The 14,798-nt window shown below is 63.3% G+C and carries 16 protein-coding genes and 1 pseudogene; 9 read left to right on the top strand and 8 right to left on the bottom strand.

Translation table 11 applies throughout. The features are described 5' to 3' along the window. A pseudogene (locus AB1A62_RS19475) lies at positions 1 to 128 on the top strand (LysR family transcriptional regulator); the annotation flags it as partial. A gap of 4 nt (positions 129 to 132) precedes the next feature. Here the strand turns inward: AB1A62_RS19475 and AB1A62_RS19470 are convergent. Further along, on the bottom strand, positions 133 to 1,473 hold the full coding sequence (locus AB1A62_RS19470) for a hypothetical protein (RefSeq protein WP_366663130.1): 1,341 nt from the start codon (positions 1,471 to 1,473) through the stop codon (positions 133 to 135). A 95-nt stretch (positions 1,474 to 1,568) separates the two neighbouring features. Between AB1A62_RS19470 and lepA the strand changes: the two genes are divergently transcribed. Continuing rightward, on the top strand, positions 1,569 to 3,368 hold the full coding sequence (gene lepA / locus AB1A62_RS19465; protein WP_366663129.1) for a translation elongation factor 4: 1,800 nt from the start codon (positions 1,569 to 1,571) through the stop codon (positions 3,366 to 3,368). A 98-nt stretch (positions 3,369 to 3,466) separates the two neighbouring features. On the opposite strand, the gene AB1A62_RS19460 is transcribed toward lepA, so the two are convergent. Both AB1A62_RS19460 and AB1A62_RS19455 read right to left on the bottom strand, forming a co-directional pair. Then, on the bottom strand, positions 3,467 to 4,174 hold the full coding sequence (locus tag AB1A62_RS19460) for a hypothetical protein (RefSeq protein WP_366663128.1): 708 nt from the start codon (positions 4,172 to 4,174) through the stop codon (positions 3,467 to 3,469). Then, complete coding sequence (locus AB1A62_RS19455; RefSeq protein WP_366663127.1) at positions 4,167 to 4,757, bottom strand: hypothetical protein; 591 nt, start codon at positions 4,755 to 4,757, stop codon at positions 4,167 to 4,169. The genes AB1A62_RS19460 and AB1A62_RS19455 overlap by 8 nt, the downstream gene beginning before the upstream one ends. A gap of 381 nt (positions 4,758 to 5,138) precedes the next feature. Between AB1A62_RS19455 and AB1A62_RS19450 the strand changes: the two genes are divergently transcribed. After that, entirely contained in the window at positions 5,139 to 5,378 is a 240-nt protein-coding gene (locus AB1A62_RS19450) for a hypothetical protein (RefSeq protein WP_366663126.1), read from the top strand. Between the two features lie 69 nt (positions 5,379 to 5,447). Here AB1A62_RS19450 and AB1A62_RS19445 read toward each other — a convergent pair whose 3' ends face one another. Further along, positions 5,448 to 5,585, bottom strand: coding sequence for an entericidin A/B family lipoprotein (locus AB1A62_RS19445; protein WP_174146532.1), 138 nt, complete (start codon positions 5,583 to 5,585; stop codon positions 5,448 to 5,450). 224 nt (positions 5,586 to 5,809) lie between these two features. On the opposite strand from AB1A62_RS19445, the gene AB1A62_RS19440 reads away from it, so the two are divergent. The 5 genes from AB1A62_RS19440 to AB1A62_RS19420 all read left to right on the top strand — a co-directional run bounded on the left by AB1A62_RS19440 (position 5,810) and on the right by AB1A62_RS19420 (position 10,243). Further along, entirely contained in the window at positions 5,810 to 6,136 is a 327-nt protein-coding gene (locus AB1A62_RS19440) for a TraR/DksA C4-type zinc finger protein (RefSeq protein WP_366663132.1), read from the top strand. 153 nt (positions 6,137 to 6,289) lie between these two features. Further along, entirely contained in the window at positions 6,290 to 6,604 is a 315-nt protein-coding gene (locus AB1A62_RS19435; RefSeq protein ID WP_366663125.1) for a TraR/DksA C4-type zinc finger protein, read from the top strand. Between the two features lie 210 nt (positions 6,605 to 6,814). Then, positions 6,815 to 7,468 carry a protein-L-isoaspartate O-methyltransferase gene (locus tag AB1A62_RS19430; RefSeq protein ID WP_366663124.1) on the top strand — a complete coding sequence of 218 codons (654 nt, stop codon included), beginning with the start codon at positions 6,815 to 6,817 and terminating at the stop codon, positions 7,466 to 7,468. Positions 7,469 to 7,602: 134 nt separating this feature from the next. Next, positions 7,603 to 9,027 carry a TolC family outer membrane protein gene (locus AB1A62_RS19425; RefSeq protein WP_366663123.1) on the top strand — a complete coding sequence of 475 codons (1,425 nt, stop codon included), beginning with the start codon at positions 7,603 to 7,605 and terminating at the stop codon, positions 9,025 to 9,027. Between the two features lie 76 nt (positions 9,028 to 9,103). After that, positions 9,104 to 10,243: a hypothetical protein gene (locus tag AB1A62_RS19420; protein ID WP_366663122.1), complete on the top strand. Its 1,140-nt coding sequence runs from the start codon at positions 9,104 to 9,106 to the stop codon at positions 10,241 to 10,243. Positions 10,244 to 10,499: 256 nt separating this feature from the next. Here the strand turns inward: AB1A62_RS19420 and AB1A62_RS19415 are convergent, their stop codons facing one another. Next, complete coding sequence (locus AB1A62_RS19415) at positions 10,500 to 11,954, bottom strand: cobyric acid synthase (RefSeq protein ID WP_366663121.1); 1,455 nt, start codon at positions 11,952 to 11,954, stop codon at positions 10,500 to 10,502. 192 nt (positions 11,955 to 12,146) lie between these two features. Continuing rightward, entirely contained in the window at positions 12,147 to 12,464 is a 318-nt protein-coding gene (locus tag AB1A62_RS19410) for a DUF6280 family protein (RefSeq protein WP_008556013.1), read from the bottom strand. A 219-nt stretch (positions 12,465 to 12,683) separates the two neighbouring features. On the opposite strand from AB1A62_RS19410, the gene efp reads away from it, so the two are divergent. Further along, positions 12,684 to 13,247: an elongation factor P gene (efp, locus tag AB1A62_RS19405; protein ID WP_065270015.1), complete on the top strand. Its 564-nt coding sequence runs from the start codon at positions 12,684 to 12,686 to the stop codon at positions 13,245 to 13,247. A gap of 137 nt (positions 13,248 to 13,384) precedes the next feature. On the opposite strand, the gene AB1A62_RS19400 is transcribed toward efp, so the two are convergent. After that, positions 13,385 to 13,921 carry a hypothetical protein gene (locus AB1A62_RS19400; RefSeq protein WP_366663120.1) on the bottom strand — a complete coding sequence of 179 codons (537 nt, stop codon included), beginning with the start codon at positions 13,919 to 13,921 and terminating at the stop codon, positions 13,385 to 13,387. A gap of 69 nt (positions 13,922 to 13,990) precedes the next feature. Then, positions 13,991 to 14,794 carry a fructosamine kinase family protein gene (locus AB1A62_RS19395; RefSeq protein WP_366663131.1) on the bottom strand — a complete coding sequence of 268 codons (804 nt, stop codon included), beginning with the start codon at positions 14,792 to 14,794 and terminating at the stop codon, positions 13,991 to 13,993. Positions 14,795 to 14,798 lie beyond the last annotated feature (4 nt).

Below are 14,798 nucleotides of genomic sequence, written 5' to 3'. Positions count from 1 at the left end.
AGGCCGCCGAGATGACCGGCCTCAGCCAGCCCGCGGTCAGCCAGCAGATGCGCAACCTGGAAAAGGCATTGGACAGCGAGCTGATCGACCACGGCCGCCGCCCGATGGTGCTGACCGCCGCCGGGCGGGGGGCTAGATTTCTATAACACTTTCTGCCGCCGCCGTTGTGCGTGTCGAAGCGGCCTTGGAAGGCGAAGAAACGTCACCAAAAATCATGTCTCTATAGTGGGAGATGTTCTCAAGCCGGCGCTGTGTGCCTTCGGTGTCTCCGCTCACGAACCACAGGCCAGTGCAAAGAGCCGCGTACAGTTTCCAGTCGCCCAGACTTGTGCCCAGTTGCTTTTTGAAGGCATCGGAGAAAACTGAGGGTTTAGCGGCGCTCGCTCTCAAAAGTTCGTTTTCAAGCTGAGCGACTTTCGCATTCAGGCGGCCAATCTCTGCCCGCAGCTGATCTTCTGTTTCGCTCGCAATGGCCCTGTCGCGCGGGGCCTCCTGAATTGTTGAGTTCACCGCCAGCAGCAAAGCAGGCAAAGCCGTCAAAGGCTCCAGCGCTTCAGGGAGGGCATTGGCACCAGTCTCCGCATGAAAGCGCTCAATGCTGTAAGTGACTTGCGCCGCAAGGCCTTGCAGGCCTGCAGAGGCGATAACCCGGTTTTCGAACAAGTGGTTTACGGAGCTGGGTTCGTGCTTGGGGAACCTTTCCTTGCCTGCATGCAGAGCGCCGAATTCAGCTCTGATACGCTCGATTTCGGCAGCGACGGCTTCAGGGCCTGCGTCCCAGGTGGCGTCGGAAATTTCTGTCGCAACTCGGCGCTGGAGGTTCCAGTTGAGCGGTTTGCCATCAATGAAACCTTGGTACCAATTTCGCCAGAACCCCCAGGTTTCAGGGGTAGACGCTGCTTTCAAATCGAATGTGTCAAAGGCTTCAGAAAATGCGTAGTTGTGCCCGAGCTCCATCGCATTAAATTGGCTTGGCCATAGAGGTTCGTTGGCGAGAACTTCTGTTAGTTGAGAGGACTCTCTTAGCCGATCTAGCTCTCTCTCAATTTTATTGGTAATCTGGCTGCAGAGTTGTTCAGCTGTGTCCTTCGCTGGATAATTCGGACCATCAAGGGCGGCGCCGGTGTAGTGTTCAGAGGCGGTTAGTGCGTCGAAGCCATCAGCCAAGCACAGTTCACTATTCCTGGCTCTGCCATTGGCGGAAGTTGAAGTGGCAGTTGCCAAAGCCAGCTTTAAGGATCGGTAGGCGTCCATGAATGGAGAGTCTGGGTCTAAGTAAGGCGGCTTATTGGTCGTTGCGCTTAATTTGTCGCGGGTCTCGGGGTAGTAGGCTGCTGTACTGACACTCACGGCGAGCCTGAAACTGTGAAGGGTACGCTTGTCGTCCCGATCCAGAAAAACCAAGGGAAGGCATCTGAGACTATGCCATGCCGTGGTGAAGATTTTTTCGCTTGCGGTGCTTTCGTCGCGCACCCAATCCACAATTGCTGAAACGTGAGACAATTCTGCTTCCTAAACTGCGTCGCCAGAGCTTGACCAAACCCCGAATCCAAATCATATGCCTCAGCATGACTGACCTCGCTCACATCCGCAATTTCTCCATCGTCGCCCATATCGACCATGGCAAATCCACCCTCGCTGACCGGCTCATCCAGGAGACCGGAACGGTGAAGGACCGCGATATGAAAGAACAGCTGCTCGACGCCATGGACATCGAGCGCGAGCGCGGGATCACCATCAAGGCCAACACCGTGCGCATCGACTACACCGCGCAGAACGGCGAGACCTATGTCTTGAACCTGATCGACACCCCCGGCCACGTCGACTTTGCCTATGAGGTCTCCCGCTCCATGCGCGCGGTTGAGGGCTCGCTGCTGGTCGTCGACTCGACCCAAGGGGTGGAAGCGCAGACGCTGGCCAACGTCTACCAGGCGATCGACGCGGATCATGAGATCGTGCCGGTGCTGAACAAGATCGACCTGCCGGCCTCCGACTGCGACCGGGTGGCGGAGCAGATCGAGGACGTGATCGGTATCGATGCCACCGGCGCCATCCAGGTGTCGGCCAAGACCGGCCAGGGCATCCGCGAAACGCTGGAGGCGATCGTCCAGCACCTGCCCGCGCCCGAGGGCACCCGCGACGCGCCGCTCAAAGCCATGCTGGTCGACTCCTGGTACGACAGCTACCTCGGCGTGATCGTTCTGGTCCGCATCATGGACGGCGTGCTGAAAAAAGGCATGCGGGTCAAGTTCATGTCGAACGGCACCCTGCACCACGTCGACCGCATCGGCGTCTTCCGCCCCGCCATGCAGGTGGTGGATGAGCTCGGGCCCGGTGAAATCGGCTTCCTCACCGCCTCGATCAAGCAGGTGCGCGACACCCGCGTCGGCGACACCATCACCAACGACCGCAACGGCACCGAGAAGGCGCTGCCGGGCTTCAAGCCCGCCCAGCCGGTGGTGTTCTGCGGGTTGTTCCCGGTCGACTCGGCCGAATTCGAGGACCTGCGCGACGCCATCGACAAGCTGGCGCTCAATGACGCTTCCTTCTCCTTCGAAATGGAAACCTCCGCCGCCCTCGGCTTCGGCTTCCGCTGCGGCTTCCTGGGCCTCTTGCACCTGGAGGTGATCCGCGACCGGATCGAGCGCGAATATGACATCGAGCTGATCACCACCGCGCCGAGCGTGATCTACCACGTCTACATGAAAGACGGGGAGATGATCGAGCTGCACAACCCCGCCGACATGCCCGATCCCTCCAAGGTCGACCACATGGAGGAGCCGCGCATCAAGGCGACCATCCTGGTGCCCGACGACTACCTCGGCGACGTGCTGAAGCTCTGCCAGGACCGCCGCGGCATCCAGATGGACCTGTCCTACGCCGGCTCCCGCGCCATGGTGGTCTATGACCTGCCGCTGAACGAGGTGGTGTTCGACTTCTACGACCGCCTGAAATCGGTGACCAAGGGCTATGCCTCCTTCGACTACCAGATGACCGGCTACCGCGAGGACAACCTGGTGAAAATGTCGGTGCTGGTGAACGACGAGCCGGTCGATGCGCTCTCCACCATGGTGCACCGCGACCGGGCCGAGATGCGCGGCCGGGCGATGTGCGAGAAGCTCAAGGAGCTGATCCCGCGCCACATGTTCAAGATCCCGATCCAGGCCGCCATCGGCGGCAAGGTGATCGCCCGCGAGACCCTCTCCGCCCTGCGCAAGGACGTGACCGCCAAATGCTACGGCGGCGACGCCACCCGGAAGCGCAAGCTTCTGGACAAGCAAAAGGCGGGCAAGAAGAAGATGCGCCAGTTCGGCAAGGTGGACATCCCGCAGGAAGCGTTCATTTCCGCCCTCAAAATGGACAGCTAAAGCTGGCCATTTCCGAGGGCGCGCGGGCGAAAGCACTTGGCGCAGCCAATTGATTTCGTGCTTCAGAATGTGATGCGGTGCTTTGACGGGACGTTGAGCTAGGTTGACAACAAATCAGCAATTGTCGCCCGATAGTCGGTAGATAGCTCATCTACATCTTGCTTCCTTACCGAGTAAGTTGGAGAGTGCGCTCCTTTGTCACCTAGTAGCTTTATCCTCAGCATCGCTTTGCGCACTCCGCGCGACAATTTGAACGATGTGGTCTTGTCGGATGCATCAATGAGTTTTTCTAGCGGTAGATACTCTTTGCCATCAAGGATTTCTGCACGCGCTCCATTCTTGTTGAATGCTCGAATAATAAGTGCTTCCATAAGCCTGCGCATCATGACTGAAGTAGAGTCATAGCATTCAAACTGGTAGGTGGCGTTGACTTGCCTGCCTAGGCTTTGAAGTAACTTGGGTTCCTCAGCTAGAAAATCATCCGGCAAGATAGCTTCTTCTATTTCCGGTTTCTTTCTAGTTAGAAAGCCGGAGAATTTCTTTAGGCAATCCTGTTCGAAGACCTTGCTGGGCGCGTAAGCATCTCTTTTTACAGTTAAAACGTTGCGGGACTTTCTTAAACCGTCTCTCAGTCGTGTGGTGTTCGGTCTGTGCAACCCAATGTCTACAAAACTTGAAGAAAGATCACTTATAGTAACGCAGGAGATTCCTTGCATCGTTTTCGCCCAAATTATCACTTCAGCTTGCTGGACCTTATTCAGGCCTTGAAACACCTCAGATGCCACTAAGTTTTCTAAGTCAGGCATTCAGCTTTACTTGCCTAGGAAGTTCGTGTTGGACCAACTCTTTACCTCGGAACATTAGTTCAAACTTTCCATCGACTTGGCGGCCTAGACCTGCCCCAGTCATGTTTCCAAACACACCAGCCAAGTTTGCCGGTGTTTTTACACCAACGCTTTGAAAGGCTGTGTGAATCTCATGCCCATCAAACGCTGTAGAATTCGATTGCTCCGATAAGGTGTAACAAAGGACCGCTACTTGTTCATTTTGGGTATTAGGTGCTTTCTCGAAGTAAAAATCTTTAACGCTTTTCCACTGGTCGTCAGTCAGAAATTCGGGTACGACTTTCCAGTTCTTAGTTTTTCCGCCACCTTTGGATCTTCTTTTCTTTTTTGTCGGCTCAGGATTTGGGGCAATTGTTGCTTCATCAGTTGCAACTTCATCAACGGTTTGGCCAACTGGTTCTGGAGTTCCTACTAGATTTGCCCCAGCGACGGATTGAATGGTCTCAAGTAGTCTGAGCGCGTGATCAGTCACGTCTGACAACGAGTCACTGTCTGCTTCGATATCAACAATACCATCTGCAGCGTTAATAAAGATCTTTGCCATCGTCGTCCTTTCGTGTCTGTTGAACAAGATATGAAACCCTCAAGGGTTGATATTCAAGAGTATCTTTCATCTGGCGCCAAAGGCTGGGAGTGAAGCGTCAATTCCCAACTACAGAAACGCCCGGTCGCCAGGCCGGGCAGCGCCCGTCCCGTCCCCCACGGTGCGGGCGCTTCGCTTCCCACCCCGCCGGGCCGGGCGCTGCCCTCCGTGTATTGATCTGACCTAGCCCTAATACCCGTAGGGTGGGTAATCCTGCCCACCATCTACCGCCAACACCCATGCGCCACTCTCCGCCCATCCGCGGCCTCCGCGCAACTCCTGCCTGAAACCGCACCCGTTCCATGCTATCCTCAACCCCGTTCATCTGGGGAGGATAACACCATGAAACACCTGACTTTGGCCGCCGCGATCACCCTCTTGGCGTCGCCGCTTCTGGCCGGGCAGTGCCCCGCTGACATTGCCGCCATCGACGCCGCGCTGGCCGCAGGCACTGAACTGTCGGAGGCGGATCTGGCAACGGTCCAGGAACTGCGCGACGAAGGCCAGGCGCTGCATGACAGCGGCGACCACGCCAGCTCGGTCGCAACCCTGGCCGAAGCCAAGGCGATGCTGGGGATCTGACGCCCGGACCCTGAAACAAGACCGCCCGGCGGCTGGCCGGGCGTTCTTCAAACCGTGCGTGCGGGCGGCTCAGAAGCTGTTCTGCACGTCCTGCGCCACGCCGCTGATCGCGTTGCCGGCCTTGGAAATGTCGCGCCCGGCGCCCTTGGCGGTCTCGCAGGCCGCCAGCCCCAGCAGCAGCAGCGCACAGGTCAAAATCCGCATCATCGGTGAAGGCTCCTCATCTCTGCTCAAACCTCTTTGGCGGATGTCTAGCAAGCCGCCCCGGCACAGGCCAGAGGATTTGCAGGCCAGAGGATTTGCAGGCCAGAGGTTTTTCGGGCCGGCGGATTTGCGGGCCGGCGCCGCCTGCACGGTTGAGCGAGGTCAAGGCGGCCGGTGCGGCGGCGGTCTACCGTGACGTGCAAACCAACCCCGAGGAGGGCAGAACCATGGATCTATCCACCCGCAAGCAGGCGCTGGAGGCGCGCCGCGCCGAACTGACCGGCCATCTTGCCAAGGTCGAGCACACGCTGGACGCGCCGATGCCGAAGGACTGGGAGGACCGCGCCTCCGAGCGCCAGGGCGACGAGGTGCTGGAAAGCCTCGGCAAGGCGGAGCTGGACGAGCTGCGCCGGATCGACGCCGCGCTGGAGCGGATCAAGGCGGGCACCTACGGCATCTGCGCTGCTTGCGGCGGCCGGATTTCGGACGCGCGGCTGGACCTGCTGCCCGCGGCGCCGCTGTGCAAGACCTGCGCCGGCGCCGCGGCCGGGTAGGCGCAGCCTCCGGTTCGATGGGGATTTACCAGAAATTTGCAACTTATAAGATAGTGCAATCCCCGTAAATCGCGGATATCTTGACCTGGATCAAGGAGATGGAACCGACCCCGGGGGCAGAGTGCGCGAAACCTGAACTGGAGGGTTTGGACGATGGACTTTTCCGCCAGAAGAGAACTGCTTGAAGCGCGGCGCCAGCAACTGGCCGGGCTGCTGTCGCGGGCCGGCGCGGCCCCGGCGGCGGCGCGGATGGGCTCCCGCCGCCAGCCGCGGGCCGAACGGGGCGCCGGCTGCGCGATCGAAGTGCTGCCCTGGGCCAGCCTGGAGGAGCTGCGCCGGATCGAGGCCGCCCTGGCCCGCCTGCGCGAGGGCTCCTACGGCTATTGCCGGATCTGCGGCGACGACATCGGCGACGACTGGCTCGACCAGCGCCCGGCCTCGCCCTTCTGCAAATCCTGCGCCCTGTAGCTGCGCCGCCCGCCGCAGCGGCGGCGCATCCCTGTGACATCCCTCGCCGGCGGCCGATCGGGCCGCTGGCCTTTTTGCGCGGATGCGCAGCGGCCGTTGCCCCGCGGCAGCGCTGCACTACTTTAGCCCTTCGCGCGCAAAGGCCCCGTTGCCGTGCTTGCCGGGATGTGCCACAACCGGCCTGACCGACTGAACAAATGAGTTTAGCAGATGCCAGAATTCACTGAGCGCCGCCGCATGATGGTGGATACCCAGATCCGTCCCTCGGATGTCACCAAATACCCGATCATCGAGGCCATGCTGGCGGTCCCGCGGGAGAAATTCGTGCCGGACTCGCAGCGCGAGGCGGCCTATGCCGACCAGAACGTGCGGCTGGGCGGCGGCCGTGTGCTGCTGGAGCCGCGCACCCTGGCCAAGATGCTAGACGCGGTCGATCTGCAAAACGACGAACTGGTGCTCGATGTGGCCTGCGGGCTGGGCTATTCCACCGCGGTTGCGGCCCGGATCGCGCAGATGGTGATCGGCGTCGAGGAAGATGAGGCAATGGCCGCGGACGCGCAGGAGCTGCTGAGCGAGACCGGCGCCGACAATGCCATCGTGCACAGCGGCCCGCTGGCCGAGGGCGCGGCGGAACACGGCGCCTACGACGTGATCCTGGTGCAGGGCGGCGCCGAGGACCTGCCCGCGGCACTGCTGGACCAGCTCAAGGACGGCGGCCGCATTGCCGCGCTGATGATGACCGGCGCCCTGGGTGAGGTGAAAATCGGCTACAAAACCGGCGGCCGGATCTCCTGGCGGTTCGAATTCAACGCCAGCGCGCCGGTGCTGCCGGGCTTTGCCGCGGCAAAGGAATTCGCGCTCTGAGCCTTCGGGCCGGGCGCTGCGGCCGGCCGGGTCGGCCGCACCGGAAAGACGAGGGGCCGGGCGCCGTTCACAGCGCGCCCGGATCAGGGAAAAACTCACCGCGGCTGGCGGCGCGGCAAAAGATAAGGCAATCGATGCGAATGAAATTTCCGGCGAGTGTGTTTAAGGCTTTTGTATTTGCCGGCGGCGTGGCAGCCACGGCGCTGATGCCGCTGAAGGCCGCGGCGGACAACCTGTCCGACGCGATGATCGGCGCGTATAAGACCAGCGGCCTTCTGGAGCAGAACCGGGCGCTGCTGCGCGCCGCGGACGAAGATGTTGCAGCAGGCGTTGCCCGGCTGCGCCCGGTGATCGAATGGACCACCTCCGCCACCCATACCTATACCCGCGGCACCAGCCAGTTCGGCAACTTCAACGAGTTCACCGACAATGAGATCCGCACCCAGCTGCAGCTGACCCAGCTGGTGTTCGACGGCGGCGAGACCCGGCTGCGCAAGCAGGCGGCGCAGGAACTGGTGCTGGCCACCCGCCAGCGGCTGATCAGCATTGAACAGCAGGTGCTGTTCTCGGCGGTTCAGGCCTATATCGGCGTGCTGCAGGGGCAGGAGAACGTGTCGCTGCGCCGCAACAACCTGCGCCTGCTGCAGGAAGAGCAGAAGGCAGCCCAGGACCGGTTCGAGGTCGGTGAGGTCACCCGCACCGATGTGGCGCTGGCCGAAAGCCGGGTGGCCGCCGCGCGCGCCAACCTGACCGACGCCGAAGGCACCCTGAAAACCGCCCGCGCCACCTATCTGCAGGTTGTCGGCCATGCGCCGGGCAGCATCGCGGGCCAGCCGCGGCTGCCGGCGCGCACCGCGTCTCTTGACGGGGCGCAGGCCATTGCCCTGCGCAACCAGCCGGACCTGCTGGCGCAGCAGTTTTCCGTCAAATCCGCGGATCTCCTGGTTCAGGCCACCACCAAGGCGCTGGGGCCAAGCGTGAACTTCACCGCCCGCGCGGGCCTCGGCGAGAACCTGAACGAGGGTACCGGAACTTCCTCGGATATCACCGCCACGCTGTCGCTCAACCAGGAGCTCTATACCGGCGGCCTCAACGCTGCCACCCGGCGGCGGGCGATTGCCACCGCTGATGCGGAGCGCGGCACCCTGATCAACGTCCAGCGCTCGATCCTGCAATCGGTCAGCCAGGCATATTTCAACGTCGAAACCGCCCGCGCCACCCTGGTTTCCTCCGGGGAACGGGTGCGCGCCTCCAAGGTGGCCTTTGACGGCATCCGCGAGGAAGCCACCCTGGGCGCCCGCACCACGCTGGATGTGCTGCAGGCTGAGCAGGAATACCTCGACGCGCAGACCGAGCAGGTCAACGCCCGCGCCAACCAGGCGCTGGCCGCCTACCAGCTGCTGCAGGCGCAGGGGCTGCTGACCGCAGAGCACATCGGCCTGGCGGTGGAGATCTACGACCCCACCCTCTATTACAACCTGGTCAAGGACGCGCCGGCCCATCACAGCAAGCGCGGCAAGGATCTGGACCGGGTGCTCAAGGCCTTGGGGCGGAACTGACAATTCATCCTATCAGTTGTGCGGTGACGGGAAGGCGGCTACACTCTGACTCAAGAGGCAAGAGTGGTTTTAGATAATGTCCGACCCAGTTACCCACGCTGAGATTGAAGATGTATTGTCCTCGATCCGCCGCTTGGTGAGCGAAGACACCCGCAGCCAGCCCGCGGCGCCGGAACCGGCGGCGCGGCTGGTGCTGACACCCGCTCTGCGGGTGCAGGAGCCCGAAACCCCAGGCAGCCGCCCGCCTGCCGCAGAGCCGGACGCAGAGGCCCTGGCGGAACCGGCGGAACCGGCAGAGCAAGCCGCGGAGGAGGGGCCGCAAACCGGTTTCGATGCCGGCGGCGAAGGCCCCGATGCCGGCAGCTTCGGCGCCGAAGCTGCTGCCGGCCCGGCGGAGCCTTTGGAAGAGCCGTTGCTGGCCTTCCGCCATCACAGGGACCTCGCCGCTGAACGGGCTGAACCCAAAGCGCGGCAGGAGAATACCGAAGACCTGGCCCCGCCCGCCGCCGCGGCGGAGCCCTCCGGGGACGCCGGAGGCGCCGGACCGGACGCGCCCTGGGGCAACCCCGAAACCACCCTGTTCGCCGCCGCCGCCGGCGCCGGCCGTAGCGCGGACGCTGAGGCGGAGGCTGATGAGGCCGCAGAGGCCGCTAAGGCCGCGCCTGTCCTGCTGACGGAGGAAAACCTCGCCAGCAGCACCGCTGGCGCCCGCGCCGCCTCCGTGGTCCGCAAGATCGCCGAGATGGAGGCGCGCAGCTCCGCCTCGAAGGCCGCCACCCAGCAGCATTGGGAGCCGGACAGCCAGACCGAGGCGCCTTTTGCGGGCGCCGGCCCCGACACCATCGAATGGCGGGATGAGCCGCTGCCGCCCCGCCGGCCGGCCCGGCCGCAGGAGGATGCCCGCGGCGCCGCCGCAGGCGGCGATGAACCGGAGATGATCGTCGTTCCGGACAGCGCCGAGGCCGCGCAGCATCGGGAAACGGCCGGAACCCCGGCGGACACGGTGGTGGAGGACGCCGTCACCGGCGCGGCGATGGACGCGCTGGCAGAGGAAGAGGGCGACAGCTACCTCGACGAAGACAGCCTGCGCGATCTGGTGGCGTCAATCGTCCGCGAGGAGCTCCGGGGCCCGCTGGGCGAACGCATCACCCGCAACGTGCGCAAGCTGGTCCGCCGCGAAATCCACCGCGCCCTGGCCGCCCACGATCTGCTCTGATCCGGGCCGGGATCAGGTCTCCGTTTCCGGCTCTGGCCTCAAGAGAGATTTCCGCTTCCGGCTCAAGAGAAAAGGGGGAGCCTCCCCCTTTCCCATCCCCTTCGCTTTGTGATGCCTATGGCGCACCGGAGCCTGCATCAAGGACGCTGCGCGCCAGCAAGCTGGCAGATCCTTGACGCAGAACCCTGACCGCCATTTTCCGGCATCAGCGAAGGCGACGGAGAAAGGGGACGGCAGCCAGCCCCGCAGCCGGGGCTCAGAATTTCACCGGCTGTGCCAGCTCCAGCAGCCGGTCCAGATCCATATAGCGCTCCAGGTGATCCGCCAGCGCATCCAGAACCTCCTCGACGCCGTCCTCGTATCCCGCCTGGCTCTCATGCCCCAGGCTCGCCAGCACGCTGGCGCGGAAAGCGTCTGCGGAAAACAGCCCGTGCAGGTAGGAGCCTTTGACCCGCCCGTCAGCTGAGGCCGCGCCTTCGGGACGCCCCTCGATGCTCAGCCAGGCCCGCGCGCAATCGGCGCCGGTGGTGCGGCCCATGTGGATTTCGTAGCCGCTGACCGGCAGGTTGCCGTCGCGGGTCACCGCCTCGGTCAGCGTCACCCGCTTTTCCCCCGCCATCACCGTGTGCACATCCAACAGGCCCAGCCCGTCCACCTTGCCGGGGCGCCCGTCGACGCCTTCGGGGTCGTCAATGGTCCTGCCCAGCATCTGATAGCCGCCGCACAGCCCCAGCACATGGCCGCCGCGGCGGTGGTGCGCCAGGATGTCGATGTCCCAGCCCTGGCGGCGCAGGTAATTCAGGTCGCCGATGGTCGACTTGCTGCCGGGCAGGATCACCAGATCCGCATCGCCGGGCAGGGCGCGGCCCGGCGGCACGATCTCCACCGTCACTTCCGGCTCCGCTGCCAGCGGGTCCAGATCGTCGAAATTCGCCATCCGCTCCAGCTGCGGGACCACCACCTTGCAGGCGCCGCCCTTGCGCGAGGCGATGTCCATCATGTCTTCTGCCGGCAGTTTCCAGGCGTCCCAGAACCAGGGCAGCACGCCCAAGCTGGGCCAGCCGGTGCGCGCGGCAATATCATCGCGGCCGCCGTCAAACAGGCTCAGGTCGCCGCGGAACCGGTTCACCATGAAGCCCACGACCCGCTCCAAGTCCTGCGGTTCCAGCACCGCGTGGGTGCCGACGATCTGGGCAATCACTCCGCCGCGGTGAATGTCGCCGGCAATCACCACCGGCACCTGTGCCGCGCAGGCAAAGCCCATGTTGGCAATATCGTTCTTGCGAAGGTTGGTCTCGGCCGGGGAGCCCGCCCCCTCGATCAGCACCAGATCGGCATCCGCCGCCAGCCGGTGAAAGCTTTCCAGCGCCGCCTCCAGGAGGCCCGATTTGTCGCGCAGGAAGGACCCGGCCCCTTGGGTGCCGCGGCGCTTGCCCTGCACGATCACCTGGGCGCCGGTGTCGGTCTCCGGCTTCAAAAGCACCGGGTTCATGTCGGTATGGGGCGCGCGTTTTGCGGCGCGCGCCTGCAATGCCTGCGCCCGGCCGATCTCGCCGCCCTCCGGTGTGACGGCGGCGTTGTTTGACATGTTCTGCGGCTTGAACGGCGCCACCTTCAGCCCGCGCCGCACATAGGCGCGCGCCAGCCCTGCCACCAGCAGTGACTTGCCGACATTGCTGCCGGTGCCCTGGATCATGATTGCGCGTGCCATCCGCTGCTCCCTGCCTGCGCCCCGTCGTTCAGGGGCCTGCATAGCAGGTTAGACGCCCCCGTCCATGGGGGCTGTGCCGCAAGCGTCCCGCGGCAGCCGCCGCGCGACAGGGTTCCCTTGCGGAAACCTTGGCGTGCAAAAAGAAAAACGCGCCCCTAAGGGCGCGCTTTTCAGCAATGCGCAAGGGAAGCCTTAGGCGGCTTCAGCCTGCGCAGCGTTGCGGCGTTCGCTTTCTTCACGCGACAGTGCAACCGAGGTCCGCACACCGCGGCCCACGAAGTCCATCAGGCCTTCCACAACCCGTTCGTTCGGGTCGATGCCGGCGCAGGACAGCACTTCGCGGCCATCGCGCGAGCGCGCCCAGCGGGCGATCTGTTCCGGGCCATTGCCGTATTTCTTGTCGTCGGCGATGGCATCATCCAGTGCGGCCAGGACAACGGCTGCAAACAGTTTGCGGGCGCGGTTGCCTTGCTCGTTATTATAAGCGGTGCCGTCTACGAAATCTCGCATCTCGTATCCCTTGTTGTTCTTGCTATTGCAATTTTCGGCGTAGCGCTGCTTATGACGGAAGTGTGACGATTCGGATAGAGCGCAGATGCATAGCTTTCATGCAAATTGCGCATAGCTTTTTCACGCTTCCTCCACACCATATCCTTGTCTTGCCAGCGGTCAGCCTGCCAGATATAGGGTCTTGCAAATTATCATCAACCATCTGAAAGGCATTTTCCCATGCCCAAGATCAACGGCAACGAAATCCGTCCCGGCAACGTGCTGGAACATAATGGCGGCCTTTGGGCAGCGGTGAAGGTCGACCACGTCAAACCCGGCAAGGGCGGCGCTTTTGCCCAGGTCGAGATGCGCAACCTGCGCAACGGCTCCAAGCTGAACGAGCGCTTCCGCTCGGCGGACAAGGTGGAGCGCGTCCGCCTGGAGCAGAAGGACCAGCAGTTCCTCTACGAGAGCGACGGCATGCTGGTGTTCATGGACGCCGAAACCTATGAGCAGATCGAGCTGCCCGCGGAACTCCTGGGCGACCGCCGCCCGTTCCTGCAGGACGGCATGACCATCGTGGTGGAATTCTACGAGAGCGAGGCGCTGAACGCGACCGTGCCGCAGAAAGTCACCTGCAAGATCGTCGAGACCGAGCCGGTCGTCAAAGGCCAGACCGCGGCGAACTCCTTCAAGCCGGCAATCCTCGACAACGGCGTCAAGGTCATGGTGCCGCCCTTCGTCGGCCAGGACGAGATGATCGTGGTCAACACCGAGACCATGGAATATTCCGAGCGCGCCTGAACAGGGACGCCTTCGGAAAGCGGAAAAGCCGCCCTCCCTCGGGGGCGGCTTTTTCTGTTTCAGCGCACCGCCCAAGACTTTTCAGAAAAGTCTTGGCAAAAGTTTTCAGAAAACTTTTGCGCAGGCAACCGGCCGGGTCACCCCGCCGGCAGCGCCAGGCTGAAACCGCATTCATCCATCATCTTGCCATAGGCCGCGGTGAACCCGCTGAGCGAGGCCTCGTAGAACATGTCGTTGCCGGCCCAGATCTCCACCCAGCTGCCCTGCTGCATCGCCCGCAGCATCGGCAGATGGTCCTGGAACCGCAGCGCGCTTTCGGCCTCCGCCAGCCCTTCCTCGTTGATCCAGGAATTGATCCCTGCTGCGATGGAAAAGCTGCGGTCGAAGTCAAAGATGAAATCCACCGTGCCGCCCTGCTGCATCAGCGTCGGGTAGTGCCGCGGCGCGTATTCCTGCACCTTGGCCATCGGGTAGACCGCAGGCGGGCCGGCATCGCCGGAAAACACCTCCAGCGCCAGCAGCGGATCGCCATCGCCGCCGGTCCAGGCGCGGCAGGTCAGATAGCTATCCTGCTCAGTCTCATGGGGTTCTGTGGCGGCATGCCAGTCCTTGAAATTCCAGTACTCCGCCCAGGCCGGGGAGGCCGCCAGCGCGGCGAAACAAACTCCAAACATCAGTCGCATCAAATACCCTTTCAGCAAATCTGACGGCGATCCTAACGCAAGGAGATGAACAGAGGCTTGTCAGAACCCCAGCGCGTCCAGGCGGGCCACCACCATGCTGCGGTAGCCGCTGCCGAACAGCCGCAGATGCACCAGCGCGGGCCACAGCTGATAGATGGCACGGCGCGCCTCGTATCCTGGCTCCGGTTCCCCGTAGGCGTCGTGAAACGCGGCAGGCGGCGCGCCGAACAGATGCAGCATCGCCAGATCCACCTCGCCATGCCCCCAGTAACAGGCCGGGTCGATCAGATAGGCGGCAGGACCGCTGAACAGCACATTGCCGCTCCACAGATCGCCATGCAGCAGCGCGGCAGGCGGCGCGGCGGGCAGCAGCTCCGGCAGCCGGAGGCAAAGCGCCTCAACCCGCTGCCGCAGATCGCGGGGCAGGGCGTCCGGGCTTGCCAGCAGGCGGCGGCTGGCCCAGAATTCCACCCAGTTTTCCAGCGGCGCATTGGGAATCTCAACACCCCCAAAGGCGTAGTCCTCCGCCCAGCCGTAGTGCGGGCCGGTGACAGAATGCAGCTGCCGCAAGGAATGCCCCAGCGCCTGCCAGCCTTCTGCGCCGGCCGCGGTTTCCTCCAGCGCGTCCATCAGCAGCACAGGGCCTGCCACGCCCAGAACCTCCGGCGCCGGCGCGCCGGCGTCCCGGATCGCGCGCAGCATCGCGGCCTCGGCCGCCACCAGCGGCCCGGTCTTGGCCACCGCCTGGCGGCCATCGCTCAGCGTCAGCAGCCGCACCTCCGACAGGTCGCCGCCGTGCAGCGGGCGGGCGTGCGCAACTTCCGCGCCCAGCAGGGAAAGAACCGTCCGGTTCAGCCCGCTCACGGCT

The organism is Leisingera sp. JC11, assembly GCF_040704725.1.
GTDB lineage: Bacteria > Pseudomonadota > Alphaproteobacteria > Rhodobacterales > Rhodobacteraceae > Leisingera.
This window is presented reverse-complemented; position numbering and strand designations above follow the sequence as displayed.

Bases quoted from the DNA above. Each gene is read 5' to 3' on its own strand.
- lepA (WP_366663129.1), top strand. From the start codon at position 1,569: ATGACTGACCTCGCTCACATCCGCAATTTCTCCATCGTCGCCCATATC.
- AB1A62_RS19460 (WP_366663128.1), bottom strand. From the start codon at position 4,174: ATGCCTGACTTAGAAAACTTAGTGGCATCTGAGGTGTTTCAAGGCCTG.
- AB1A62_RS19455 (WP_366663127.1), bottom strand. From the start codon at position 4,757: ATGGCAAAGATCTTTATTAACGCTGCAGATGGTATTGTTGATATCGAA.
- AB1A62_RS19450 (WP_366663126.1), top strand. From the start codon at position 5,139: ATGAAACACCTGACTTTGGCCGCCGCGATCACCCTCTTGGCGTCGCCG.
- AB1A62_RS19445 (WP_174146532.1), bottom strand. From the start codon at position 5,585: ATGATGCGGATTTTGACCTGTGCGCTGCTGCTGCTGGGGCTGGCGGCC.
- AB1A62_RS19440 (WP_366663132.1), top strand. From the start codon at position 5,810: ATGGATCTATCCACCCGCAAGCAGGCGCTGGAGGCGCGCCGCGCCGAA.
- AB1A62_RS19435 (WP_366663125.1), top strand. From the start codon at position 6,290: ATGGACTTTTCCGCCAGAAGAGAACTGCTTGAAGCGCGGCGCCAGCAA.
- AB1A62_RS19430 (WP_366663124.1), top strand. From the start codon at position 6,815: ATGCCAGAATTCACTGAGCGCCGCCGCATGATGGTGGATACCCAGATC.
- AB1A62_RS19425 (WP_366663123.1), top strand. From the start codon at position 7,603: ATGCGAATGAAATTTCCGGCGAGTGTGTTTAAGGCTTTTGTATTTGCC.
- AB1A62_RS19420 (WP_366663122.1), top strand. From the start codon at position 9,104: ATGTCCGACCCAGTTACCCACGCTGAGATTGAAGATGTATTGTCCTCG.
- AB1A62_RS19415 (WP_366663121.1), bottom strand. From the start codon at position 11,954: ATGGCACGCGCAATCATGATCCAGGGCACCGGCAGCAATGTCGGCAAG.
- AB1A62_RS19410 (WP_008556013.1), bottom strand. From the start codon at position 12,464: ATGCGAGATTTCGTAGACGGCACCGCTTATAATAACGAGCAAGGCAAC.
- efp (WP_065270015.1), top strand. From the start codon at position 12,684: ATGCCCAAGATCAACGGCAACGAAATCCGTCCCGGCAACGTGCTGGAA.
- AB1A62_RS19400 (WP_366663120.1), bottom strand. From the start codon at position 13,921: ATGTTTGGAGTTTGTTTCGCCGCGCTGGCGGCCTCCCCGGCCTGGGCG.